Source organism: Brevibacterium marinum (assembly GCF_011927955.1).
GTDB lineage: Bacteria > Actinomycetota > Actinomycetes > Actinomycetales > Brevibacteriaceae > Brevibacterium > Brevibacterium marinum.
In genome coordinates, this window is the sequence record NZ_JAATJN010000001.1 from 165,061 (window position 1) to 190,326 (window position 25,266).

Genomic DNA, 25,266 nt, shown 5'->3' on the forward strand with positions numbered 1-25,266 from the left:
TGGCGCGCCTCACCCTCTCTTTCGCTGTCGCAGCAGCAGTGCGACGAACACCAGGGCGCCGACGACGCCGAGGATGACGGAGACGGGCAGTTCGAAGGGCATGATGATGACTCGGCCGATGAGGTCGCAGATAGTGACGATGGCGATGCCCAGCAGACACACCCAGGGCAGATTGCTGCGCAGGTCGTCGCCGCGGATCATCGAGACGATGTTGGGGACGATCAAACCCAGGAACGGCAGGCTGCCGACCACCACCGTGACCACGCCGGTGGCGATGGCTACGAGGACGGTGCCGATGAGGATGACCCGGTTGTAGTTGAGCCCGATGTTCGTTGCGACCTCTTTACCCAAGCCGGCGACGGTGAAACGGTCGGCGGTGATGAAGACCGCGGCGACGACGAGGGCGACGACCCACAGGATCTCGTACTGACCGCGCAGGATCGAGGTGAAGCTGCCGGCGAACCAGATGCCCAGGCTCTGGAGCATGTCGGTCTGGACGGCGATGAATGTGGAGATCGCGCCGACGACCGCACCGAGCATGATGCCGACGATGGGCACGATGAGCGATGACTTCAGCGAGATCCGGCGCAGGAACAGGAAGAAGACCAGCGTGCCGATGAAGGCGGCGATGATCGCGCCGATCATACGGGCCAGGATCGAGGCGTCCGGGTAGACGATGACGGTGAGCATGAGTCCGAGTCCGGCCCATTCCGTGGTGCCGGTCGTCGTCGGTTCGACGAACCGGTTCTGCGTCAGCAGCTGCATGACCAGTCCGCACATCGCCATCGCCGCTCCGGAGAGGACGAGAGCGATGGTGCGCGGCATGCGGGTGATCTGGAACATCTCCGCTCCCCCGTCACCGCCGAAGACGTCGTAGACGCCGGTGAGCAGGGAGAGCGCGAGCAGCAGCAGGACACCGACGATGCCCGCCGCCAGCTTCCAGCCGATCAGCGAACTCTTCGTCCCGGCCGCACTCTTCCTCGGCGTGCCGACAGGACGCGTCGAGGCGGTGCCGTCACCAGCCCTCACCGAGGCGGTGCCGCCCGTCGACTCGGCATCGTCGGGCCGGGTGCGTGTCCTGGTCATGGGGTCGATCTCAATTGCGGCTGGACTGCATCATCTCTGTTCTTCGAGCTTGTCCGCGAAGGAGTTGAAGAACTCGGTGTATGTCTGGATCCCCTCGTTGAGGTAGGTGTCCTGCGGGAAGTAGACGATCTTGTCGTCCTTGATCGCGGGTACGTCCTTGAGCGCCTCGGAGTCCTCGAGCACCTCGGCGGCGGGCGCTGAGCCCTCATCGCGTTCGTCCGGTGCGAACGAGGCGTCGCGATCCATGACGACCAAGAGGTCCGGATCGGAGTCGGCGATGGCCTCGACGGAGATGTCGTCGCCCTGGTGATCCTCGCTGCTCGTGTCGACCTCGAGTGCCGGATCCAGACCGAGGATGTCGAAGACCGGCCCGACGGTGCGCCCGGACGACGGAGCGGAGTAGCTGATGTCCCCCGCCGAGGTGATGAGGCCCATTGCTGTGTCTTTGCTGTCATAGGCGGCCTTGGCTCGCTTCACCGAGGCGTCGTAGTCGTCGATGATCGTCTGCGCCTCGTCCTGCTTGTCGAAGACCTCACCCAGGGTGGTCGTCTGACGCTTGAGTTCCGAGCCGAAGTCCTCACCGTCACGAGGATCGAGTTCGAGCACGGCGGCGCCGGGGGCCAGCTTCGCGAGGTCGTCGTGGAACTGCGCGAACCGCTGCCCGTTGATGATGAGATCGGGCTCGGCCTCGACGACCTTCTCGAGGTCGGGCTCACGATGCGACCCGAGGTCCAGGATCGAATCGTCCTTCGTGTAGCTGAGGCCCTCGGGCATCAGGGACACAGCGGCAGCGCTGAGCTCGACGCCCCAGGTCTCGAGGGTTTCGAAGGTGCGGTTGTCCGTGGCCACCACCGAGGTGGGAGGATTCGCCACGCTCTGCGCACCGTTGTTGTCTGCGATGTCGATGGCGCTGCCGGCCTTCGCGCCGGCCTCATCTGTTGCGGTCTGAGAGCAGCCAGCGAGGGCGAGTGCGACGACGCCCGCCAGGGCGATGAAACGGAGACGGGACGAAACCATGGGTTCTGCCTTCCTGCATGGGTGTCGAGTGAGAGCGAACTGGTAATTAGCTTAGCCTAAGCTTCACGCAATACGTGACAGCAATCTATCGTTATTCATCTCACGTTGACAGCAGAAATAGTCCGTGCCATGCATGAGCGCGCGACAAGGGCAGCAAGAACTGCGGATGTTGCACCGCCGGCGGGCTCGCTCGCACCGTCGGTCGGCCGGCAGCCAGGCCCGTCTGCACCGCCGGCAAGCTCGCGCCCACCGTCGGTCGGCCGGCAGCCAAGCCCGTCTGCACCGCCGGCAAGCTCGCGCCCACCGCCGGCAAGCTTTCAGATGGTGTCGATCAGTCGCCTGACCTCAGACTCGGATGCCGCTGCGGCAGTAGGGCCGCCGGACCCTCCACGATGGACGCGGGCCCCGGCCTCTTCGGCGATGACCGCACCCCCGGCGTAGTCATAGATCCCCAGGCCGCGTTCGGCATAGCTGTTGACCTTGCCCTCGGCGAGCATGCACAGGTCGATGGCCGCCGACCCGCAGCGGCGGATGTCGTCGTAGCCGCCCATGAGAGCCTCGAGCTTGGCCAGCTGCGGGCCGCGGCTGCTGCCCGTATAGGCGAACCCGGTGGCCAGAAGTCGACCGGAGAGGCCATCGGGAGTTCCGCGCAGGCGCTGGGCCGGGACGGCTGCGTCTCCGATACCCGAGAGGCGACCTCCCGAGCAGCGACCCTCGAGCCGGTACGCGCCCAGGCCCCTGGCACCCACCCACGTGGCACCCAGCCCGGGCGAGGCCACCAGCCCGAGGAGCCACCCGTCCTCGCTGAGCCCCTGGCCGTGATTGCCGCCGGCGACTCGCACTCCGACGGAGAACGCGTAGTGCTCGATGTTCCGGACGTAGTTGACGGTTCCGTCGATGGGATCGACGTGCCACTCCAACTCTTGACCGCCATCGCTCATATCGAGGAGCTCGCCGCGCCTCGGATCGACACAGCCGAGTCCGCGGAGGAACCGGGCATCGAAGAACTCCGTCGGATCGAGCGCCGGCGCTCCCTCCTCCCCGACCATCGTGTCGCCCGGCCGGACTTTCGCCAGATAGCCGCGGACGAGTGATTCGATCTGCGCATCCGCGAGCGTGACGAGATCGTTGGGTGAAGTCTTCGTATCCACGACCGCGGCATCGAGGCCGGCGCCCAGGGAACTGCGCCAGGCCGTCATCTGCTCCCACGCCATCGCGGACAGGTCCGCGGCCATCCTCATCAAGGGCAGATCGCTGACATCACTGGGCAGAAGGTCGGTCTCTGAGCTCATGCTCCAACGATAGTCGGTCCTCGTCGATCGCTCGTCTGTAACAACACTGCAATACAGTTCCGAATGTGTACGTCTTGTATCTAATGCGGTTCGGCTGCGGATTCCGAAGGGGAGATGATCGTGATTTCAAGCACCTGCGCCTCCTGGTCTGGACCCCAACTCGACGATCAGAGATCCGACTTCTCGACCACGTGACCTCGTCACCGCCCGGAGGCTTCATTGGCTCCGCACAATCGGACTTCTAACGCGGCATGCATGCTTTGCACATGAATTCCACAATAAAGAAATGTTGTTATCAAATAGTGATGAAACGAACAGCTCGAGCCGCCTTCGGGCACCCGAAGCGCACCCCTGCTGCGATCACGCCGCGGTCACGCGCAGATCACACGACGGACTCGGTCCGCCGCGGGTCGACGGGAGCGCCTGCGGCTCCCGCCTGACCTCATTTGGCGGGGGCTGCTGCGGATGATGCGGGATCGGGGCGCTGGACCTGACCGTGCCTGCGCACGATCTCCTGCACCGCCTGCGAGGAGGTCCCGGCCGCCTCGGCGATGGAGCCGAAAGTCGCACCCTCTTCTCGGGCACGAAGAATCGCCATCACGTAATCGGTGTTGATTTTGGTCCGCTGTCGAGAAACCTTTCGAACTGCACCAACTAAGGCTGTCTGGTCAACTGTTAATTCACGGGCGCGACGCGACATGGTTTCTTCCCTTACTTATAGTCGTGGCTCGAGGCCATCTAATGATGTAGTCCTATTAAATACCACGTACCTGACAATAGGCCAATAATTCCCGAATTGGAGAAGACGAGCCACTTTCTCGGTCATTTGATATAACGTTTTGGTAACTTTCGAGGTGGTCTCTGTTCCCGGCCGGGGAACACCTCACTCGAGTCGGAGCGAGCACAACCCGGACGAGGGGAGTACCCCGGCAACAGCTGAAGTGGCACAATGCGGACATGACCACATTGGCTCACAGCTCCAGCTCACCTCGGCGGTCCACGGGGACAGAGACGTCCCTGGCTGATGCCCTCGCCACCGAGCTTCGGACAGCCGGGGTCAGCGATTTCAGCATCGATGACACCGACCGCGCCGCCTACACCACCGATGCCTCTCTGTTCCGCTTGGTCCCGCAGGTCATCGTGTTCCCGCATGACGAGTCCGAAGTCTCTCGCACACTGGCGATCGCGCGGCGCCTCGGCGTGCCCATCACCAGCCGAGGGGCGGGAACATCGATAGCCGGCAACGCGATCGGCACCGGCATCATCCTCGATTTCTCCCGGCACATGAACGAGGTCATCGGCCTCGACCCCGAGGAACGGTCGGCGTGGGTTCAGGCGGGCTGCATCCACGCCCATCTGCAGAAACAGGCCAGACCGCACGGACTGCGCTTCGGGCCGGACCCCTCCACCCACACCCGGTGCACGATCGGCGGCATGATCGGCAACAACGCCTGCGGACCACGTGCCCTCGGCTACGGCCGCACCGGCGACAACGTCCTCGCCCTCCAAGTGATGCTCGTCGACGGCACCGTCATCACCCTCGACGACGGTGATTCCTCCGAACAGTTCCCGCGCCTGCACGAGCTCGTCGCGAAGGAACTCGGCACGATCCGGACCAACCTCGGCACCTTCTCCCGACAGGTCTCCGGGTACGGCCTGGAATCCCTGCTGCCGGAGAACGACTTCGACCTCCGCCGCGCCTTCGCCGGCACCGAGGGCACCTGGGGAATCATCCTCGCCGCGAAGATGCGCCTGGTCAAGGACCCGACCCACACCTCGGCGGTGGTGCTGGGATACGAGGACATGGTCGCGGCCGCCCACGACGCCCCACTGCTGAGGGACTTCCCGGTCGCTGCCTGCGAAGGGCTCGACTCCCGCATGCTCGACCGCGTCATCGAGACCAAAGGCGCCGAAGCGATCCCCCACTTGCCGGAGGGAGGCGGTTGGCTCGTCGTCGAGCTCACCGGTGAGGACGAAGCCGAACTCGACGAGGAGACGAAGCGCCTGATCACCGAGTCGAGCGCACAGGATTCCGCGGTCCTCGATGCTCCTGCCGCCGCCGAGGTGTGGGCGATCCGCGCCGACGGCGCCGGCCTCGTCTCCCGAACTCCCGACGGGCGCGACGCCCACGCTGGGTGGGAGGATTCCGCGGTTCCGGTCGAGCACCTCGGCGACTATCTGCGTGATCTCATGGATCTGCTCACCGAGCACGGGCTGTGGGCTATTCCGTACGGGCACTTCGGTGACGGTTGCCTGCACATGCGCGTCGACTTCCCGCTCGAGGATCCGGACGGGCCCGCGGTGATGCGCGAGTTCATGGTCGCGGCCACGAAACTCGTGGCCCGGTACGGCGGATCGGTCTCTGGCGAGCACGGCGACGGACGGGCGAGGTCCGAGCTGCTGCGCCTCATCTACCCTCCGGCCGTGATCGACCTATTCAGGGAGGTCAAGGAGCTCTTCGACCCGCAGCATCTGCTCAATCCCGGCGTCATCGTCGACCCCGATGCCCTGAGCGAGTCGCTGCGCCTGACCCAGCTGCCGCTGCGGCAGGAGCTGCCCGGAACGCTGGCGATGGCCTATGAGGACGAGTCGGCGGGGTTCGCCTCGGCCGTGCATCGCTGCACCGGAATCGGCAAGTGCCGCGCAGACACCGCCGCCGGTGGCGAGGTGATGTGTCCGTCCTACCAGGCCACTCGCGATGAACGGCATTCGACCCGTGGCCGAGCGCGTGTGCTGCAGGAGATGGTCTCCGGCGATCTCCTCGACTCCTCCTGGCAGTCGCCCGAGGTCGCCGATGCCCTCGACCTCTGCCTCTCGTGCAAGGCCTGCGGCACCGAGTGCCCGACGGGCACGGACATGTCCACGTACAAGGCGGAGGTCCTCTACCAGTCATACCGCGGGAAACTGCGCCCGATGAAGCACTACTCCTTGGGGTTCCTGCCGCAGCTGGCTCGTGCGATCACTCCCCTGGCGCCCGTGGTCAACCGGGTTTCGGGTCTGCCGGGGCTGACGACCGTGGCCAAGAAGATGGCCGGAATCGACGTCCGCCGGTCCATCCCCAAGTTCGCCCCGACGACGTTCAGGAAGTGGTGGAAGTCCCTCGCCGAGGCTGGGGCCGGGCCGCGGAGTGGGGCCGGGTCGCGGACGGCGGCCGGGTCACGGACGGCGGCCGGGTCGCGGGCAGCGGCCGGGTCGCGGGCAGCGGCCGGGTCGCGGACGGCGAAGACGCGTGAGGTGATTCTGTTCGCCGATTCGTGGTCGAATCACTTTGCGCCGCGCATCCTCGCCGCCGCTGTCGCCGTGCTCGAACACGCCGGAGTCACGGTCCGCGTCATCGACCAGACCGTGTGCTGCGGCCTGCCGCTGATCTCGACCGGCCAGCTCGAAGCGGCGAAGGCGAACCTGGGAGCCACGATCTCCGCGCTCGACGCGACCGGGGACGTGCCCATCATCGGGGTCGAGCCCTCCTGTCTGGCTACGCTCAAGGACGATTCGCTCAAGCTGCTCGCTGACGAGGCTTCGGCACGAGTCGCCGACCGGGTTCAGACCTTCGCCCAGTACCTGCTCAGCGTGGGCGCCGAACTGCCGTCATTGGACGAGGTCGAGGCGCTCGTGCAACCGCACTGTCATCAGACGGCGATCTTCGGCAACGCCGCCGACAAGGAGCTGCTGGCCAGAAGCGGTGCCGCCAGTCAGTTCCTGGGCGGCTGCTGCGGTTTGGCCGGGAACTTCGGCGTCGAAGAGGGCCACTACGAGACCTCGGTCGCCGTGGCAGAGGTGGCTCTGCTGCCGGCGCTGCGCGACCAAGAGGCGCTGAGCAATCGCGCCCCGAACGCGGTTGGAGCCGGCGGGACTGCGGGGGCCGGCGGGGCTGCGGGGGGCGTGGGAGCTACGGGGACCGGCGGGGCTGCGGGGGCCGGGGAAACCGCCGGCGACGGTGAACGAACCCGGATCGTGCTGGCAGACGGCTACTCCTGTCGCACCCAGATCACCGACCTCAGCAACGCGCAGGGGGTGTCACTGCCGGAGCTGCTGGCCTGGGGGTGGGGTCTCGAACCCGTCCGATAGGCCGCGGCAGTCGCTGACCCAGCCGCTGGGCGGATCAGCCCGCGAGGTTCGAGGTCAGGCCTTGGCGGTGAGGACCGGGACCTCGGCCTCGAGCAGGATGCGCTGTGCCTGTGAGCCGAGGATGAACTTGCCGATCGCCGAACGTTTGCGCAGTCCGATGACGATGAGCTGCGCCTCGTGTTCTTCCACGAGTTCGTTCAGCGTTCCCGGCAGATCGTCTTCGTGGTCGGGTTGGAGCACCTCGACCTCGACCTCGGACTCCTTGCCGAGTGAGACGATGCGGTCGATGACGTCCTGGTCGATCTCGGTCGGTGTTCCACTGGCTCCGCGTCGTTGGGAGTTGATCACGACTGCGTTGCTCGACCGAAGTTTGGCTTCTGCGAAGCCCGCGCGCAGAGCCGCCTCACCCTCAGGAGCAGGAAGATAGCCAATGAGAATCGTCATATCGACCAGTATATTGGCTCCGCCCTGATTCGTTCATTCCCGTATCACCGTGAGGACACCTCGCTGTCACCGCCGACCATCGGATACCTCGACCTGCAATAGCGCGCCGCCTGCAGGGTGCTATTGCAGGTTCGGGTGGTCGGAAGCACACGGTGCTGCTCAGCCCGAACGACTTGTGCCGGATCTGCTCACCCGAGCCGCTCGCGCACCGAGATCGTGCAGTGCATCCAACAGCGCCGGCGGTTCGATGACACGGAAACTGACGGGAGTCGCCGCTGTGATCACGGCCGCCCAGGTCAGATCCTCGACTCCGAATTCGACGCGCGCGCCGTCGTCGGTCGCAGTGATCGTGGCCGCCCTCGTCGGAAACCACGCTTCGGCCTCGGCTGCCGAAGCGTCGACGTCCAGGATCACAGTGTGGCGGTACGCATGGGTGGTGACGGCGGAACTCACAGCAGCCTCGGCGTCGGGATGGTCCCTGGGAGCGAAAGCGAACGTCGTTTCGTGAACCTCGCTCATCCGATCGAGGCGGAAGACCCGCCAATCGGCGCGGGTGAGATCCCAGGCGTAGAGATACCAGTGCGCGCCGAGGACGACCATCCGCACGGGCTCGACTCGGCGCTCCATCGCCTGGGAACCGGCCGACTTACGTTTCACGTGGGTGAAGGTGAGGACGCTGCGGGACGCGATCGCCGAGGCGGTCGTCATCACCGCTGTCATGTCGACTCCGGGTTCGTGACCGGGGAGAACGGAGACTGCCGTGCTGATGTTCCTGATCGTCTCGCGCATCGCGGGTGGGAGCATGCCCTGCAACTTCGCCGTAGCCGAATCGGCGTTCGAGGTGCCCAGACCAGCACCGTTGAGCAGCGCCAGGCCGACGGCCGTCGCCAGTGCTTCGCCGGTTTCCAGCTGCAGTGGCGGCAGAACGGTGTGCGACTGGGCACGGTAGCCGCCGAGGACGCCCGGGACGGACTCGATGACATAACCGAGCTGACGCAGACTCGTCATGTCTCGGCGAATGGAGCGAGGAGTGACACCGAAGTGTGCGGCCAGTTCGGTCGCGGTACGGGTCCGTCCGGTGGCGAGCATCCCCAACAGCGACAGCAGACGGGACTCGGCGGTCATCGTCGACCCCATGGTCCCTCCCCGAATCCGATCGACAGTTCTGCCATTGAGGACAGTATATGTCCTCAATCGCTTGGAGACTTGTGTCGAAGATCCGGAACACCGGGTCGGCAGCTCACGATCAGGAGAGATCATGCCCTTCTTCACCCCGTCCGTCACGACCGAATCCGACGCCCTGTTCTCCTACCTCCGACAGCAGTGCACCCAGCTCAAGCTCACCGCCCTTGGGCTCACCGGTGAGCAGGCCCGCAGCACACCGACGGCGAGCGCGCTGAGCATCTCCGGCCTCGTGGCCCACGCCGCGCAGGTTCTCAACGGTTGGCTGCAGCAGGTGAAGGACCCAGCACGCCATATCGATGAGGAGGAGTATCCGACGATCAATGACAGACTCGGCCTCAACGGAATGTTCGACGGATCCGGCCTCCCCGACCTTGATATCGCCGACGTGGTTGCGATCTTCGAGACGAGCATCGACGAAATCGAGGTGGCTCGTCGAGCTGTCGAGGAGAAGGGAACAGACCTCGGCGTCGTGGTGCCGATGCCGGGGAACCCGTGGATGCCCAAGGACTTCGTCATGAACGTCCGCTGGATCCTGTGCCACCTCAACACCGAGATCGCTCGCCACGCCGGACATGCGGACATCATCCGCGAATCCATCGACGGCGCGATCGCCTACCAGCTCAACGCGCGGGCCGACGGTGAGCCCTGGCCACCGGAAGGCAGGGCGTGAAGGACGGCGTGATGGACGGCGTGATGGACGGCGTGAAGGACGGCGCGATGGACGGCGCGATGGACGGCGTGATGGACGGCGTGAAGGATGGAGTCTGAGCACTCACACACTCGGGGCACTCAGGTCGACACAGAGCTACCCGAATGTCAGCGAGCAACCCTTCGTGGGGTTGCCCACTGACATTCGGGTAGCTGCTGGTCGAGAGTCAGGCCGCGAACACGGCTCCCTTCGCCACCCTGTCAACCAGATGCTCGGTGTAGGCGGGCATCGTGAGGAATTCAGGGAAGTCTTCGCCGAGCGCGCTCTTGCGGAAGATCTCAACCGCCTCGGTGTAATGGTCGGCGGGGTGACGGTCGATGACCGCGAGCTCCTCGCCCATGTACCGCTCCACCAGGTCGCGGGTGAGCTGCTTGCCGTTGTCCAAGGTCACCGAGTGGCGGATCCACTGCCAGATCTGGGACCGGGAGATCTCTGCGGTCGATGCGTCCTCGAGCAGGTTCTCGAGTGCCACGTTGCCGTTGCCTCCCAACCATTCGTTCATGTAGCCGATGGCCACGCGGATGTTGAGGCGAACCCCCGCCTCGGTGACGGTGGTGTCGAGTCCGGACACGTCGAGCATGTGCTCGGCACAGGCGTGGGCATCGACCCGGCGATTGTCGAGCTGATTCGGCTTGTCACCGAGTGCCGCGTCGAAGACCTCCAGAGCGTCGTCGACCAGGCCGGGCTCGGCCACCCAGGTGCCGTCGAATCCGCGCGAGGCTTCGCGAGCCTTGTCTTCGCGCATCATCGCAATCTCCGAGGCGACGAACTCCTTGTCCGGGTGCGTGGTCATGAGGTTGCTCATAGTCCCGATCGCGTGGGCACCGCGGCGGTGGCAGGTCGAGACGAGCCGGTCGGCGAACGCCTGCAGGAGCGGCAGCCCCATCGTCAGGTGCTCACGGTCGGGCAGCACCCACTGCGGGGAGTTGCGGAAGTTCTTCACGAGCGAGAAGAGGTAGTCCCAGCCCGCTGCGTTGAGGCCGGCGCAGTGGTCGCGCAGCTCCCAGAGGATCTCCTCCATCTGGAACACAGCGGTGATCGTCTCGATGTGAGCGGTTGCGCGGATGGTTCCCTGCGGGATGCCCAGGTAGTCCTGGGAGAAGACGAAGATCTCGTTCCACAGACGGGCCTCGCGGAAGGACTCCAGCTTCGGCAGGTAGAAGTACGGTCCCGAGCCGTTGTCGATCAGTCGACGCGCATTGTGGAAGAAGTAGAGGCCGAAGTCGACCATGGCGCCGGAGGTCTCCGATTCGCGGCCTCCGTCGTCGACGTGGATCAGGTGCTTCTCCGGCAGGTGCCAACCGCGGGGGCGGAGGCCGATCGTGGGCTGGACACGGTTGTTCACGCCCGGCAAGTTGCCTCGGATCGCGTTGAACAGGTTGAGCTGTCCGCCGATGACATTGGCCCAGGTCGGGCTGGTGGCATCCTCGAGGTCGGCGAGCCACACCTTCGCACGTGAGTTCAGCGCCGCGATGACCTCGGGCTCGGTGACGGGGCCGGTCAGCTCGACGCGGCGGTCTTCGAGGCCGGGAGCTCCGGTCGCGCCGGCGACGCTCCAGCTGGTGTCGGCGCGGATGCCTGCGGTGTCCGGGGTGAACCGAGGGAATGTGCCGTTCCTGATGCTTTCAGCCTGACGCCCGCGGACACCGAGCAGCTTGCCCAGACGGTCGCTGAAGCGATCGTGGAGTGCCGCGATGAAGTTGAGGGCGGACTCCGAGAGGATCGTGTCGAAGCCGGGTTCGATGGGGGCGTTGATCGTGATGCGAGACATGGGGCTTCTCCTCACCCGTCGGAATGTGTGCTGCTGATGTGCATTGCGATGGTGCTGTGCTGGTGCTAGTGATGGTGCGGTTGTGTGCTGGTGCTGCGGTTCTTCGGTGGTGCCGATGTCGCCGAGGTTGGCGTCGGCGTGTCGATGTCGCCGAGGTTGTCGTCGGTGTGTGATGTGCGGATGTGCCGGCGCGGATCAACAGTGCAAACCCCGTGAAAACACTGTCGATCCGCGCCGAGTCCTGAGTGCCCTGTCGGGCATTGGGCTCGGTGACCGCGGGTCACCGAAGGATCAGCTGAACTGAGCGGTTTCGGTCGAACCGGTCAGAGCGGTCGTCGAGCTGTCCGGGTTCAGCGCCGTCGAGACCAGATCGAAGTATCCGGTTCCGACCTCGCGCTGGTGCTTGGTCGCGGTATAGCCGCGCTCTTCGGCAGCGAACTCGCGTTCCTGCAGATCGACGTAGGCCTTCATCTGTTCGCGAGCGTAGCCGTAAGCCAGATCGAACATCGAGTAGTTGAGCGCGTGGAAGCCGGCCAGGGTGATGAACTGGAACTTGTAGCCCATGGCTCCCAGCTCGCGCTGGAACTTCGCGATGGTGGCATCGTCGAGGTGCTTGCGCCAGTTGAACGACGGTGAGCAGTTGTAGGCCAGCTTCTGGTCCGGGTACTCCGCGTGGATCGCATCCGCGAACTGCTTGGCGGCCTCGAGGTCAGGTGTGGAGGTCTCCATCCACAGCAGATCCGAGTAGGGAGCGAAGGACAGTCCGCGGGCGATGCCTGCTTCGATGCCGTTCCTGATCTTGTAGTAGCCCTCGGCGGTGCGTTCACCGGTGACGAAGCGCTGATCGCGCTCGTCGATGTCCGAGGTCATGAGTGTCGCTGCCTCAGCATCCGTGCGGGCGATGACGAGGCTGGGCACGTTCTCGACGTCGGCGGCCAGGCGAGCCGCGTTGAGGGTGCGGATGTGCTGCGAGGTCGGAACGAGAACCTTGCCGCCGAGGTGGCCGCACTTCTTCTCGGAACCGAGCTGATCCTCGAAGTGCACACCGGCAGCGCCGGAGGAGATCATCGAGCGCATGAGTTCGTAGACGTTGAGCGCGCCGCCGAAGCCCGCCTCGGCGTCGGCAACGATCGGAGCGAACCAGTCGTCGACGTTCTTCTGACCTTCCGAGGTCTCGATCTGATCGGCGCGCATGAGCGCATTGTTGATCCGACGCACGACCTGCGGCACCGAGTTGGCCGGGTAGATCGACTGATCGGGGTAGGTCTGCCCGGCGGCATTCGCATCGGCGGCGACCTGCCAACCGGAGAGGTAGATGGCGTTGAGGCCGGCCTTGACCTGCTCAACGGCCTGGTTGCCGGTCAGCGCACCGAGTGCGTTGACGTACTCGCCGGACTTGATGTCGCTGGAGGAGACCTGGTCCCAGAGGCGCTCGGCGCCGTGGCGAGCCAGCGTGTGCTCCTCGATCAGCGAACCGCGCAGTTTGACGACGTCCTCGGGCTCGTAGTCACGAGCGATGCCCGACCAGCGGGCGTTGGTCGCCCAGTCGCGGCGGATGGACTCAGCATCGTGCAGGTTGCTCTGCGTGGTGTTCTCAGTCATTGTTCCTTCACTCCTAGTCGTTCGGGGTTGGTGAGTTCAGTCTGCCGCGAGCGCAAGGGGCTCGATAGAGGTTTTCGGCAGGAATAATCGCTACTATTCTGGTTTTGGAAATATCGCGCTTCTGTCATACTGGTTCTCATCGCATGTGAACCAGCGCACAGCATCGATGGGAGCCGCTATGACGAGCAACAGCACCGATACCAGAGACTCCGACCAGGAGGCCGACACTCTCAGCATCGGCAGAAGAATCCGGTTTTTTCGCAAACAACAGGGTCTGACGCTCAACGATCTGGGCGAGAAAGTGGGCCGTGCGGCCTCCCAGATCTCGACGATCGAGAACGGGAAGCGAGAAACTTCTGTCACGCTTCTGACCGCGATCGCGAAGGCCCTGAGGACCGAAGTCGCCGAGCTCATCGACCCCACTCCCGTCGACGGCAGACAGGCTCTCGAACTCGAAGCCGAACGCAACCAGGCCTCGCCCATGTACTCCTCCTTGGGTCTGCCGCAGGTGCGGATCAAGTCGCTGCCCCCTGATGCGCTCGAGGCGATCGTGGGCCTGCAGAGGCAGCTCGGCGAGGTCCTCGAACGCCGCGCCGCGACCCCGGAGGAGGCCAGGAGGGCCAACCGTGAGCTGCGGGAGCGGATGCGGGAGAAGAACAACTACTTCGCCGACCTCGAGGCTCAGGCCGCCGAGCTGCTGCGACTGGCCGATTACGAATCCGGCACCGTCTCACAGCGCCAGACGGCGCTGATCGCGAAGAAGCTCGGTTTCAGCCTCCACTACGTCTCAGACCTGCCGAACTCGACCCGGTCGATCTCCGACACCGCGAACAACCGTCTCTACCTGCCCAACGCCGATGCCGCCGCCGATCCCCGGTCGCACCTGCTCACCAGTCTTGCCGCGCACGTGCTCGGTCATGACTCGCCGAAGGACTTCAGCGAGTTCCTGCAGCAGCGGGTGGAGGCGAACTATCTGGCCGCGGCCGTGCTCCTGCCGCAGAGTTCGGCTGTGCCGATGCTCGAGGAGGAGAAGAGGAAGCGCGAGATCTCCGTCGAACACCTGCGTGACATGTTCGGCGTCAGCTACGAGATGGCCGCGCACCGATTCACCAACTTGGCCACCGAGCACCTGGGCCTGCCCGTGCACTTCATGAAGGTCCACCGCTCCGGCACAATCCACAAGGCGTATTCGAACGACGGCCTGCCCTACCCCACCGATCCGCTCGGCGCCATCGAAGGACAGTTCGCCTGCAAACGGTTCACCTCCCGCACGGTGTTCCGGGTCGCCGACAGGTTCAGCCCGTACTACCAGTACACGGACACCCCCGAAGGGTCCTTCTGGTGCACCGCGCGGGTCCTGCCCGGCGGCGATTTCGCGATCAGCGTGGGGGTCCCCTTCGCCCATGTGAAATGGTTCGAGGGTCGCGAATCGCAGATCCGCTCGAAGTCATCCTGCCCGGATCCCGCCTGCTGTCGGCAGGCGCCCGAGGATCTCGCCGAGAAGTGGGAGAACCAGGCGCTGCCCTCGGCACAGATGCACGCATCCCTGCTGGCAGCGGTTCCGCCCGGTGCCGTTCCAGGCGTCGACGACACCGAGGTCTACGAGTTCCTCGAACGTCACTCCGGGTGAGGACTCACCGGGTCGAGCCGGTCGGTGCCTCGAGCACCGAGTCGGCGATGTGCTCGGCAATCGCCAGCGCCGAGGTGGCCCCCGACCTGGGGAGACTCCTGACCATGGTCAGCCTGCCGCGGGTGCTCACCCGAAGTTCGTCGACCAGCGTGCCGTCGGCATCCATCGCCTGCGCTCGTACTCCGCGTACTCCCTGACGGAGGGCGGAAGGGTCGATGGCGGGGACGAACTTCCGGATCTCCGCGACGAAGGCCGAGGTGCTGACGGTCGGCTTGGCACCGTGCGCGGCGGTCTTCGCGGACTGCGCCGCGAACTTCCAGAACCCTTTGAACCCGACGGTCGATCCCACGTCGCCGAAGTCGAATCCGCGCCTGTCATAGCGTTCGCGCCCCAGGGACACGAAGGTGTTCGGCCCCAGAGTGAGGACACCGTTCACGTCTCTGACCACGGACTTCGCGGACAACGGTGAGGCGGGGTCCGGAACGGTTCCGATGATGCCGCGAACCACCTCGGCGGGCTCATCCGGTGCCGTCGGGGACGCCTCCGACCCGGCGGCGCCCGCATCTCCTTCGGGGGCGGACGCACCTCCTTCGTGGACGCCCGTATCTCGTCCGGGGGTGGAGACATCTCCACCGAGGGCGGCATCGACGACGCAGCAGTCGCTGGTGAAGGGGACGATGCGTGGGTCGTCGTCGAATCCCGCGTCCGCGGCCATCCGGTCGGCCTGGAGGCCGGCGCAGACGATGACGAGGTCGAATGATTCGAAGCCCTCCTCGGCAGCGTCGTCGGAGCGAGTGCGCTGACTCCCGTCCCGGGAGCGGTCGCGCCCCGAAGCGGGGTTCGAGAACCTGTCGGCGAGGCCGCCGATCGTGTCCTCGACCTGTTTGAACCAGTCCTGCTCACCGAAGCGGCTGCGCAGTTCGTCGCGGAAGTCGATGACCGGTCCGTCGGCGTCCTCGCCGTGATAGGTCCGCGGCCCCTCGTGCACCTGCTCGTCGATATCTCTGTCGTCATCGCGTGGCTCGGCGGCGTCATCGCGTGGCTCGGGACTGTCTTCGCGTGTCTCGGGATCTGCCTCGCGTATGCGGACCCGGACCTCATTGCTCATCACGTCGAGGCCGGTGACCTCCGTGCCGAAGCGGAAGGTCCCTCCCGCAGCTCTGGCATCGGAGGCGAGCGCCTCGGTCAGGGCGGTGAAGTCGGTGACGGCGGTGTGTGGAGAATACAGGGCGAGCACTCCCCGGGCGTTCGGTTCGATCTCTCGCATCTGCCTGCGGTCGAGCAGCCGCACTCCCGGGACCCCGTTGGCCTCAGCGCGGGCGAGGAGGCCCTCGAGACGGTCGGCTTCGTCGGTGTTCTGCGCGACGAGCAGCTGACCGCACTCGCGGTAGGGGATGCCGCGTTCGGACACGAATGGGACGAGCAGCTGAACACCTCGGCGAGCGAGTTCGGCCTCCTGCGACCCCGGCTCTGCGTCGAGTCCGGGTTCGACGATCCCGGACGTGTGCCCGCTCTGATGTGCGGCGACGCGCTCGGCCTTGTCGAACACGCTCACGTCGACTTCGGGGAGTCTGCGGGTGATCTCGCGGGCGAGGGCCAATCCGACGATCCCGGCACCGATGACGGCCACTCGTGAAATACTCATACAGCAATCTTGGCACCGATCGCGGACGAGGAGAAGGATGCCGACGGCCCTGGACTGGACTGGCAAGGAGGCCGCTTTCGCGCTCGGTCGACGACTCATCGCCTCGACCACGTCGTCGACGTCGGTGGACGAGGAATCGGCGGGCCACCTCGGCGAGGGTCCGCATTTTCTACGCCGAGGTGAGGCCCACATCCCGGCCCCCGACGAGAACCTGCTGCTCGTCGGGGACAACCTGCCGGCGCTGACCGGACTGCTCGCCACGCATCGGGGGCGGGTCAAGGTCGTCTACATCGATCCGCCGTACAACACAGGCAATGCGCTGGCGTACAAGGATCACGGGCACGATCACGCAAGCTGGCTGAACTTCATGACACCGCGGCTCATGCTCGCGCGTGAACTCATGCGCGATGACGGGGTGATCTTCATCCACCTCGACGACGGAGAGAGCGCGTGGGCGCAGCTGCTCGGTCATGAGATCTTCGGCGAGGACAATTCGCTGGGCACCCTCATCCACCAGAGGGCGAAGGGCGGCGGCAATTCACCTTCCTTCGTCCGCGGCCACGACTACGTCCACGTGTGGGCCAAGGTCGGCGACCGGGCGGGCGCGTTCCTGACGGAGAAGAAGGCACCGGCGAAGCTCGAGGTCATCGACGGCAGACGCATGCTCGTCGAGACCGATGTGCTGCGCGCCGGGTTCGGCCGCTATGCCCGTGGCCAGGAGCGTCGCCTGATGTACGAGGACATCCTCGAGGTCAAAGGGGCGAAGAAGCTCGCCGAGGTGGACGCGAAGCTGGCCTCGGGCGAATATGTTCTGCGCCGATGGGGCGCCCAAGGAAAGCACGCGGTCGTGCGGGTGACACCGGCCGAGAAGGCGAGTTCGAAGCTCTACTCGATCATCAAGGCCCTCGGCGGGCAGAACGATCTCGAAGATCTCGGTCTGGGTGGGATCTTCAGCTACCCGAAGCCCGTCGAGCTGGTCAAGACGCTCGTGGCCTCACAGACCTTCTTCGACCCCGAGGCCATCGTCCTCGACTTCTTCGCCGGCTCCGGCACGACCGCGCAGGCGGTGATGGCGGCCAACCGGCGTGATGAGGGCGCACGGAAATTCATCCTCATCCAGACCCCTGAGCCGCTGCGGTCGAAGAACGCGCGCAGCCTCGTGGAAGCGGATTCGGAGACCGACTTCCCCGAGATCAGCAGGCTCACCGCGGAACGGATCCGCAGGGCAGGTCAGCGCCTCGAGCCGGGGCCGACCTTCACCGAGGCAACGGTGGCCGAGGACCGGGGCCACGGTGGCCGAGGAATGAATTCTCGTCTGAACCCTTGAGTCTTTCCTGGTCACGGTGTAGGAATGCATCAAGGCTCATATGTCGGCAATGATTTCGAGAAGAGTGATCCAGTGCCCACTTACGTCTACCGATGCACGACCTGCGGCGACACCGAACAGGTCTTCCCGATGAGCCGGAAACCGGAATCCGTCACCTGCCCCGACTGTCGCGGCACTGCCGTGTCCGCGTTCACCTCGCCCCACCTCGGTGCCGGTTCGGGATCTGTCTTCGCCGCCGTCGACGCAACGAAGAGAACCGCCGACGAACCACCCCTCGTCTCACGCATCCCATCATCTCAACGCCGCGCACAACCGGTCAGCCGGGATCCGCGGCACGCCAAGCTTCCCCGCGCCTGAGGTCGATCCGCGACTGGGCTGAAACAACGAAGCGGAACCAATGAAAGGGAAAGACCAATGCCGGACAATCTGTTTCCACTCGATTCGACTCAGCCCTTCACCGCCCAAGCCACGACCGGACACAATCGTTGGCACCCCGACGTTCCCGCTTCCGTGCATGTGAAGCCGGGAGAGTCGTTCCGGCTGGACTGCCGCGAATGGTTCGACGGTGCCATCAAGAACGACGACAGCGCCGACGACATCCGCGATGCGCCGATGGACATCGTCCACGCCCTGTCCGGGCCGGTCGCCATCGAAGGCGCGAAGGCCGGGGACCTGCTCATCGTCGACATCCTCGACGTCGGTCCGATTCCGCAAGAGGAGGGCCCGCTCGCCGGTCAAGGCTGGGGATACACCGGAATCTTCGCAAAGAAGAACGGAGGCTCGTTCCTCGTCGACCAGTTCCCCGACGCGTACAAAGCCGTCTGGGACTTCTCCGGCGGAACGGCCACATCACGCCACGTCCCAGGAGTGTCCTTCACCGGCATCGTCCACCCCGGTCTCATGGGCACCGCGCCGAGCAAGGACATGCTGGGGAAGTGGAACACTCGCGAGGCGGCGCTCATCGCCACCGATCCGAACCGCGAACCGCCATTGGCGCTGCCCCCGGAACCGCGGGGCGCGATCCTGGGCGCCCTGGACGGGGAGGAGTTCGACCGGGTCGCATCCGAAGGCGCACGCACGGCTCCACCGAGGGAGAACGGCGGCAACCAGGACATCAAGAACCTCACCAAGGGCACTCGAGTCTTCTACCCGGTGTTCGTCGACGGTGCGAACTTCTCCGTCGGCGACCTCCACTTCAGCCAGGGCGACGGTGAGATCACCTTCTGCGGCGGCATCGAGATGGGCGGATTCATCGACATCAGGGTCGACCTCATCAAGGGCGGAATGGACACCTACGGGGTGTCCGAGAATGCGATCTTCCAACCCGGCAACTCCGCTCCGCAGTACTCCGAATGGCTCGCGTTCTCCGGCACCTCGGTGACACTGGACGGGGAGCAGCGCTACCTCGACTCGCACCTGGCCTACCAGCGGGCTTGCCTGCACGCGATCGACTACCTGACCAAGTTCGGCTACAGCCCGGAGCAGGCCTACCTGCTGCTCGGCGCGGCACCGATCGAAGGCAGATTCTCCGGGGTCGTCGACATTCCCAATGCCTGTGCGACCGTGTATCTGCCGACGGCCATGTTCGACGTCGACATCTCGCCCAGCGCAGATGGGCCGGGCCGGATCGATCCGGGAATCGGGGCACCGCACTCGGCGTTCTGAACGCCGTGGTCTGAAGGGGTGGTCTGAGTGCGGTGTCGTGCCGACTGAGTGACTCGGGGCGGTCCGGGTGGTGTCGTCCTCCTTCGCCACCTGGCACTCAGACGGGACGCGGCCTCCTGTGGACAGCTCAGCTCGGATCCAGAAATCGGTCGTAACCTCGAGGAGGAATCGAACGGTGTCGCCGTCGGTCCGTGAACCGTTGTTCTCACAGATAGTCGTTCCCCGAATTTTAGGAGCCAACATGTCCGTCGTCGCCATCAACACCCTCACCGTTCCCGAGGCTGCACGCGGTGAGCTCGAGAAGCGCTTCGCGGCCCGCAAGCACTCCGTCGACGGCTCACCCGGCTTCGAAGGCTTCCAGCTGTTGCGTCCGGTCTCCGGCGGCGACCAGTACTTCGTCTACACCCAGTGGGCCACACGCGAAGACTTCGAGAACTGGCGCCAGGCACGCAAGCCCGCACACGAGGCCAATGGCAAGGAACCGGTCTCCGAGCAGGCCGATCTGCTCGAGTTCGAGGTCGTCGACCTCGGCGACTGAGAACGGGTGCCCGTGGGCTCCGCACCCGCACGAGGGCCCACGGGCACCCGCACGTGGGGCCACTGCGCATCCGCACGGGGTCCACGGGAAGATCGCTGTCCGGTGCCCTCGGTTTTCCTGCTACTCTGCTGAGTTGTAACGGCGGACACATCGGAGGGGTGCAATGACGCAGCACAACACGGAGATCGAAGACCGGGGCAACGGTTTCGTCAGATCGCTCGGGACGGTCGATGCTCTGTTCATCGGCTTCGGAGCGATGATCGGCTTCGGGTGGGTCGTCCTCACCGGCGAGTGGATCAACGGCGCAGGCACCCTGGGCGCGGTCCTCGCATTCGTCGTCGGCGGCATCATCATGTGCTTCGTGGGCACGGTGTACTCCGAGATGGTCGCCGCGATGCCGCACGCCGGTGGTGAGCACAACTACCTCATCCGCGCGATGGGACCTCGCGTCTCCCTCTTCGGGTCCTGGGCGATCGCCGGCGGGTACATCAGCGTCGTCATGTTCGAAGCGGTCGCGGTGCCGAAGACCGCGGTCTATCTCTTCCCCGATCTCGAACACATCAAGCTCTGGACCATCGCCGACTCCGATGTCTACCTCACTTGGGCATTGGTGGGAACGGTGTCGGCGATCATCATCGCTTTCATCAACATCCGCGGCGTTCGAATCGCCTCCCTTGTTCAGACCTTCGTCGTCTCGTTCCTCCTCATCGTCGGCCTACTTCTGCTCACCGGGGGCTTCGTCGGCGGAGACCTCGACAATGCCGAGCCTCTGTTCACCGGAGGAGCAACCGGCTTCATCGGAGTCATGGCCGTCGTTCCGTTTCTGTTCGTCGGCTTCGACGTCATCCCGCAGTCGGCGGAAGAGGTCAATATCCCTCCCCGCAAGATCGGCAAGCTCGTCGTCATATCGGTGGTCATGGCGGTCGCGTTCTACATCATCGTCATCGGGATGACGTCGGTAGCCATCCCCGCCGATAAGCTCGGCTCCCACGACCTCGTGACTGCCGATGCGCTCTCCAATATGTTCAATTCCACGTTCTGGGGGAAGCTGGTCATCGCCGGTGGGCTTGCCGGAATCATCACCTCGTGGAATGCCTTCCTCATGGGATCGTCGAGGTTGATGTGGGCAATGGCCAATGCCGGCATGATCCCACGCTGGTTCGGCAAGCTGCACCCGCGCTACCGCACCCCGGTCAATGCCATCATCTTCATCGGCGTGCTCTCCGCCCTCGCACCCTTCCTCGGTGCCGAAGCGCTCAATTGGATCTCCGACGCCGGCTCTCCCGCAATCGTCATCGCCTACTTCCTCGTCAGTGTCGGCTTCCTGGTCCTGCGCAGGCGCGAACCCGGCATGGAACGGCCCCTGAGAGTCGGCGGTTCGGGCAACGGCGGCATGGCCATAGGAGCCATCTCCTCGGTGCTGACCCTGATTCTGTTCATCCTCTACCTACCGATCACCCCGTTCTCGGCCGAACTTGATTGGAAATCCTGGGCCATGTTCGGTGCGTGGCTGGCCGTCGGCATCTACTTCATGTTCCGCCTGCCCACCGGCATCAAAGCGGGACCGGATGCAGAGAACGAACTGCTGGCCAAGGTGAAGTCCATGCGCACGAAGTGACGCGGCGAGTGTCAGCCCGGCCCGCAAGGGCTGCAGCGGTGTGACCCCTCACCGTTAGCAGCGAAACACCGCCCTGCGGGTGTATGTAATGGCGCTGCGGGTGCCTGCTACGAAGCTGCAGGGTGTTATTGGTACTGCGGGTAGGGAATGGGACTCGCGGTAGGGAGCCGGGCTCGTGTTGCATGCAGGGATGCGAGAGCAGAGGCGAGCGCGGCCACCGGCGTTTCGCACAGTGACCGCGCTCGGATCAGGGGGACCGAGGCCGAACGTCGGACTCTCGCATCGAGACCGACCGGCGCTCGGATCCTGGCCGACCGTCAGACGGAAGAATCGAGACGATGGCGCATCAGACGGCGGAGTCGAGTCCGTTCATCTTCAGGCGCTCTCGCTGGTTGGGATTGACGCTCGGGCGGAACGGCATCTCCACGACCTCGGCGCGTACCGGCACGCCCGGTGTATCGGCGAACGGCTCCGGCAGATGGACCCAGTACTCCGTGCCCAGGGCCGTGCCTCCGACGGGCACGTAGGCCATTGCGATGTTGGCCTCGAGCTCTGGTGAGTACCACGGTGATGTCACATATCCGACCGGATACCCACTGGCGGCGGCACTGACGAGCCAGAAGTCAGGAGCATAGTCCGTGATCGGCTTGCCGCCGATGGTCAGCCCGACCAGCTGAGTCTGGTAAGGCGTCGTTCCCGCTTCGATCTGCGCCCGCACCTCTTCGAGCTTGGCTTTGCCGATATAGTCGGCCTCCTTCTTCCGCGGCACCTGATAGGACAGGTTGACCTGGAATGGGTAGGTCTCGAAGTCCATATCCTGACCCCACGAGAGAATGCCGGCGGCGATTCTGCGGTGGTGGCTGGGCGCGACGACCTTGAGGTTGTAGGGAACGCCAGCGGTCAGCACGGCATTCCACATGTCTTCGGCGTACTTCGTCGAGTCCTTGAGGTAGATCTCGTACCCCTTTTCCCCCGTGAACCCGGTCTGCGAGATGATGACGTCATGCCCGCCGACCTGAGCTTCCATGAGGGCGAAGCTGGGCAGCGTGCGCCCCTCCTCACCGACGAGATCGGCGATGACGTCGACCGACTTCGGCCCTTGGACCTGGACCGGCGAGACATCGATCTCGGCGATGGTGACGTCGAAGCCCTTGCCGACGTTGACGCCCTGCAGCCAGAGCATGAGGTCGGAGTCGGAGAGGCTGAACCAGAATTCATCGACCCCCACCCGCAGCAGAATCGGGTCGTTGAGGATGCCTCCCGCCTCATTGCACAGGATCACATAGCGGGCACGCATGACGGGGATCTTCGTCGCGTCACGGGTGATGACGTAGTTGACGAACGCCTCGGCGTCGGGGCCCTTGACCTGAATCTGTCGTTCGACGGCGACGTTCCACAGGGTCACGTCGTTGACGAGGGACTGGTACTCGACCATCATCCCGCCGTCCTCGCGCGGCACATAGCCACGCGGGTGGTACATCCGGTTGTAGACGGAGGCCCGCCAGCATCCTTGCTGCATGGACAGCTCCCAGTACGGAGACTTTCGCACTCTGGTGTCGATGAGCATTTCCACTGGGGTCGGGCCTGATTGACGTAGGTTGATCGGAACTTGTCTGTCACTTTGGTCCACTGATGGAACGTTGTTGTCCATGATGTTCCCCTGCCTCGCACAGTTTTATAATATGGAACTTGATTCCCATATTATGGGTAGAACCAGTGTAGGATCGACAAACCGGCAGAAGCAAGGGTTTCACGCGGCTTTCATCGGTCATCGATCATTTTCCAGGCAACCCCTCAAAAGCGCTGCGAGCGTCACAGAAAACTCGGAGCGAACTGCCGCGCCTTGACACCCCGCGCGGTTCCGGACGGCGAGTCCCATACGACCGAGCCGGCGAACCCCATCCCGCCAGGCAGACGAAGCCCAACGAATTGAGGCATACCATGGCTGAAGAGGGATGGTGTCCGACGCCGCTCACCAGCATACGGAGCTGGCGGCGCCCGTCACTGAGATCGTGGCCCGAGACTCGGGGCGCCGGCCTTCGCACGGAAGGAGATCGCAATGGGACGTTTCCTGGCAATCGCTGCGACGCTCGGGATTCTGGTGGCCGTGGGATGGGCCACCGCAGTCGGCCCCTGGGCGTGGTGGGTGATCGGGGCACTCGTCGCCGCCGTCATCATCCTCGCGATCTACGACCTCACGCAGAGGAAGCATGCGATCCTGCGCAACTATCCCGTCGTCGGGCATCTGCGCTTCCTGCTCGAGAGCCTGCGGCCCGAACTCCAGCAGTACTTCATCGAACGCAACTGGGACGGTCGCCCCTTCGACCGCGACATACGCACGATCGTCTACGAACGCTCGAAGGGCATCCACGGAGAGAAGGCATTCGGGACCGAGCGCGACGTCAACGCCGAAGGCTACGAATACCTCGTCCACTCCACCGCACCGGTCGACCCACCGACCACGCTGCCGCGCGTGAAGGTGGGCGGCCCCGACTGCTCACGCCCCTACAGCATGTCGCTGCTCAACGTCTCGGCCATGAGCTTCGGTGCCCTGTCGCCGAACGCCGTGCGAGCGCTCAACCGCGGAGCCGAGAGGGGCGGCTTCGCCCACGACACCGGCGAAGGCGGCATCTCGCCGTATCACCTCGAGAACAATGGCGACCTGATCTGGGAGGTCGGATCCGGATATTTCGGCACACGCACCGATGACGGCCGCTTCGATCCCGAGCAGTTCGCCGAGCAGAGCTCGCGTGAGCAGGTCAAGTGCGTGTCCCTGAAGCTGAGCCAGGGAGCGAAGCCGGGCATCGGCGGTGTTCTTCCCGCGGCCAAGGTCAACGCGGAGATCGCCCAGGCCCGCGGAGTCCCGCAAGGCGAGAAATGCGTCAGCCCCGCGGCCCACACGGCCTTCAGCACCCCCACCGAACTCATCGAGTTCATCGCCTCGATGCGCGAACTCTCCGGCGGCAAACCCACAGGCTTCAAGCTCTGCGTCGGCTCGCGTATCGACGTGCTGGCGATCTGCAAGGCCATCAAGGATGTCGGCACGGCACCGGACTTCATCATCGTCGACGGCTCCGAAGGAGGAACCGGCGCGGCGCCGCTCGAGTTCGAGGACCACATGGGCGCGCCCCTGACCGACGGTCTGCTCACCGTGCACAACGCGCTCGTGGGCACCGGACTGCGAGATCAGATCCGGGTCGGAGCCAGCGGCAAGGTGGCAGCCGGCAACGACATCGTCAAGCGACTTGCCCAGGGAGCCGACTACACGAATTCCGCGCGGGCGATGATGATGGCCGTCGGCTGCATCCAAGCCCAGATCTGCCATACCGGGCAGTGCCCGGTCGGGGTCACGACCCAGAACCCAAAGCGACAGCGGGCCCTGCACGTCGGCGACAAGAGCGACCGCGTGAAGAACTACCAAGAAGCGACGGTCGAACAGGCCGTCGAGATCATGGCATCGATGGGTGTGAACGATCCGCAACAGCTGCGGCCCGAATTCCTCCAGCGCAATGTCTCACGCAACGAGCATCGTTCCTATGCCGAGCTCTACGAATGGCTGCAGCCGGGAGAGCTGCTGGCGCAGGCGCCCGAGTCGTGGGCACAGGACTGGGCCCGAGCCGATTCGGGAACCTTCCAGCCTACGTGAGTGCCGGTCGGCGCGACGACACC

General features: G+C 64.9%; 20 protein-coding genes. 10 read left to right on the forward strand and 10 right to left on the reverse strand.

Going from position 1 to position 25,266, the window contains the following annotated elements; all coding sequences use genetic code 11:
* Positions 1 to 9: 9 nt before the first annotated feature.
* From BKA07_RS00710 to BKA07_RS00720, 3 genes are all read right to left on the reverse strand, one after another.
* Complete coding sequence (locus BKA07_RS00710; RefSeq protein WP_245161784.1) at positions 10 to 1,086, reverse strand: ABC transporter permease; 1,077 nt, start codon at positions 1,084 to 1,086, stop codon at positions 10 to 12.
* A gap of 30 nt (positions 1,087 to 1,116) precedes the next feature.
* Complete coding sequence (locus BKA07_RS00715) at positions 1,117 to 2,103, reverse strand: siderophore ABC transporter substrate-binding protein (RefSeq protein ID WP_167949190.1); 987 nt, start codon at positions 2,101 to 2,103, stop codon at positions 1,117 to 1,119.
* 317 nt (positions 2,104 to 2,420) lie between these two features.
* Entirely contained in the window at positions 2,421 to 3,395 is a 975-nt protein-coding gene (locus tag BKA07_RS00720; protein ID WP_167949191.1) for an inositol monophosphatase family protein, read from the reverse strand.
* A 305-nt stretch (positions 3,396 to 3,700) separates the two neighbouring features.
* Between BKA07_RS00720 and BKA07_RS19460 the strand changes: the two genes are divergently transcribed.
* On the forward strand, positions 3,701 to 3,835 hold the full coding sequence (locus BKA07_RS19460) for a hypothetical protein (protein WP_280712821.1): 135 nt from the start codon (positions 3,701 to 3,703) through the stop codon (positions 3,833 to 3,835).
* A 2-nt stretch (positions 3,836 to 3,837) separates the two neighbouring features.
* Here BKA07_RS19460 and BKA07_RS00725 read toward each other — a convergent pair whose 3' ends face one another.
* On the reverse strand, positions 3,838 to 3,993 hold the full coding sequence (locus BKA07_RS00725) for a hypothetical protein (RefSeq protein ID WP_167949192.1): 156 nt from the start codon (positions 3,991 to 3,993) through the stop codon (positions 3,838 to 3,840).
* 359 nt (positions 3,994 to 4,352) lie between these two features.
* On the opposite strand from BKA07_RS00725, the gene BKA07_RS00730 reads away from it, so the two are divergent.
* Positions 4,353 to 7,463, forward strand: coding sequence for an FAD-binding and (Fe-S)-binding domain-containing protein (locus BKA07_RS00730; RefSeq protein WP_167949193.1), 3,111 nt, complete (start codon positions 4,353 to 4,355; stop codon positions 7,461 to 7,463).
* 54 nt (positions 7,464 to 7,517) lie between these two features.
* Here the strand turns inward: BKA07_RS00730 and BKA07_RS00735 are convergent, their stop codons facing one another.
* Together BKA07_RS00735 and BKA07_RS00740 are read right to left on the reverse strand one after the other, a co-directional pair.
* A complete protein-coding gene (locus BKA07_RS00735) occupies positions 7,518 to 7,907 on the reverse strand; it encodes a universal stress protein (RefSeq protein ID WP_167949194.1) in 390 nt (129 codons plus the stop codon).
* Positions 7,908 to 8,066: 159 nt separating this feature from the next.
* Entirely contained in the window at positions 8,067 to 9,044 is a 978-nt protein-coding gene (locus tag BKA07_RS00740) for a helix-turn-helix transcriptional regulator (protein ID WP_245161785.1), read from the reverse strand.
* A gap of 121 nt (positions 9,045 to 9,165) precedes the next feature.
* On the opposite strand from BKA07_RS00740, the gene BKA07_RS00745 reads away from it, so the two are divergent.
* Positions 9,166 to 9,762: a mycothiol transferase gene (locus tag BKA07_RS00745; protein WP_167949195.1), complete on the forward strand. Its 597-nt coding sequence runs from the start codon at positions 9,166 to 9,168 to the stop codon at positions 9,760 to 9,762.
* Between the two features lie 205 nt (positions 9,763 to 9,967).
* Here the strand turns inward: BKA07_RS00745 and aceB are convergent, their stop codons facing one another.
* Both aceB and aceA read right to left on the reverse strand, forming a co-directional pair.
* Positions 9,968 to 11,572 carry a malate synthase A gene (aceB, locus tag BKA07_RS00750; protein ID WP_167949196.1) on the reverse strand — a complete coding sequence of 535 codons (1,605 nt, stop codon included), beginning with the start codon at positions 11,570 to 11,572 and terminating at the stop codon, positions 9,968 to 9,970.
* Between the two features lie 291 nt (positions 11,573 to 11,863).
* On the reverse strand, positions 11,864 to 13,174 hold the full coding sequence (gene aceA / locus BKA07_RS00755; protein WP_167949197.1) for an isocitrate lyase: 1,311 nt from the start codon (positions 13,172 to 13,174) through the stop codon (positions 11,864 to 11,866).
* A 178-nt stretch (positions 13,175 to 13,352) separates the two neighbouring features.
* Between aceA and BKA07_RS00760 the strand changes: the two genes are divergently transcribed.
* Complete coding sequence (locus tag BKA07_RS00760; RefSeq protein ID WP_167949198.1) at positions 13,353 to 14,804, forward strand: XRE family transcriptional regulator; 1,452 nt, start codon at positions 13,353 to 13,355, stop codon at positions 14,802 to 14,804.
* A gap of 4 nt (positions 14,805 to 14,808) precedes the next feature.
* Here BKA07_RS00760 and BKA07_RS00765 read toward each other — a convergent pair whose 3' ends face one another.
* Positions 14,809 to 16,449, reverse strand: coding sequence for an FAD-dependent oxidoreductase (locus BKA07_RS00765; protein WP_167949199.1), 1,641 nt, complete (start codon positions 16,447 to 16,449; stop codon positions 14,809 to 14,811).
* 37 nt (positions 16,450 to 16,486) lie between these two features.
* Between BKA07_RS00765 and BKA07_RS00770 the strand changes: the two genes are divergently transcribed.
* The 5 genes from BKA07_RS00770 to BKA07_RS00790 all read left to right on the forward strand — a co-directional run bounded on the left by BKA07_RS00770 (position 16,487) and on the right by BKA07_RS00790 (position 21,597).
* Entirely contained in the window at positions 16,487 to 17,776 is a 1,290-nt protein-coding gene (locus BKA07_RS00770; protein ID WP_167949200.1) for a site-specific DNA-methyltransferase, read from the forward strand.
* A 72-nt stretch (positions 17,777 to 17,848) separates the two neighbouring features.
* Entirely contained in the window at positions 17,849 to 18,133 is a 285-nt protein-coding gene (locus tag BKA07_RS00775) for an FmdB family zinc ribbon protein (protein WP_167949201.1), read from the forward strand.
* Between the two features lie 57 nt (positions 18,134 to 18,190).
* Positions 18,191 to 19,441, forward strand: coding sequence for a formamidase (gene fmdA / locus BKA07_RS00780; RefSeq protein WP_167949202.1), 1,251 nt, complete (start codon positions 18,191 to 18,193; stop codon positions 19,439 to 19,441).
* Positions 19,442 to 19,682: 241 nt separating this feature from the next.
* The gene (locus BKA07_RS00785; RefSeq protein WP_167949203.1) at positions 19,683 to 19,979 is read left to right on the forward strand and encodes an antibiotic biosynthesis monooxygenase family protein; all 297 of its coding nucleotides are present in this window, start codon (positions 19,683 to 19,685) and stop codon (positions 19,977 to 19,979) included.
* Positions 19,980 to 20,142: 163 nt separating this feature from the next.
* A complete protein-coding gene (locus BKA07_RS00790) occupies positions 20,143 to 21,597 on the forward strand; it encodes an APC family permease (RefSeq protein WP_167949204.1) in 1,455 nt (484 codons plus the stop codon).
* Between the two features lie 346 nt (positions 21,598 to 21,943).
* On the opposite strand, the gene BKA07_RS00795 is transcribed toward BKA07_RS00790, so the two are convergent.
* Positions 21,944 to 23,116, reverse strand: coding sequence for an aminomethyl transferase family protein (locus tag BKA07_RS00795; protein ID WP_245161787.1), 1,173 nt, complete (start codon positions 23,114 to 23,116; stop codon positions 21,944 to 21,946).
* 540 nt (positions 23,117 to 23,656) lie between these two features.
* Between BKA07_RS00795 and BKA07_RS00800 the strand changes: the two genes are divergently transcribed.
* Entirely contained in the window at positions 23,657 to 25,243 is a 1,587-nt protein-coding gene (locus BKA07_RS00800; RefSeq protein WP_167949205.1) for an FMN-binding glutamate synthase family protein, read from the forward strand.
* The last annotated feature ends 23 nt before the right edge of the window (positions 25,244 to 25,266 follow it).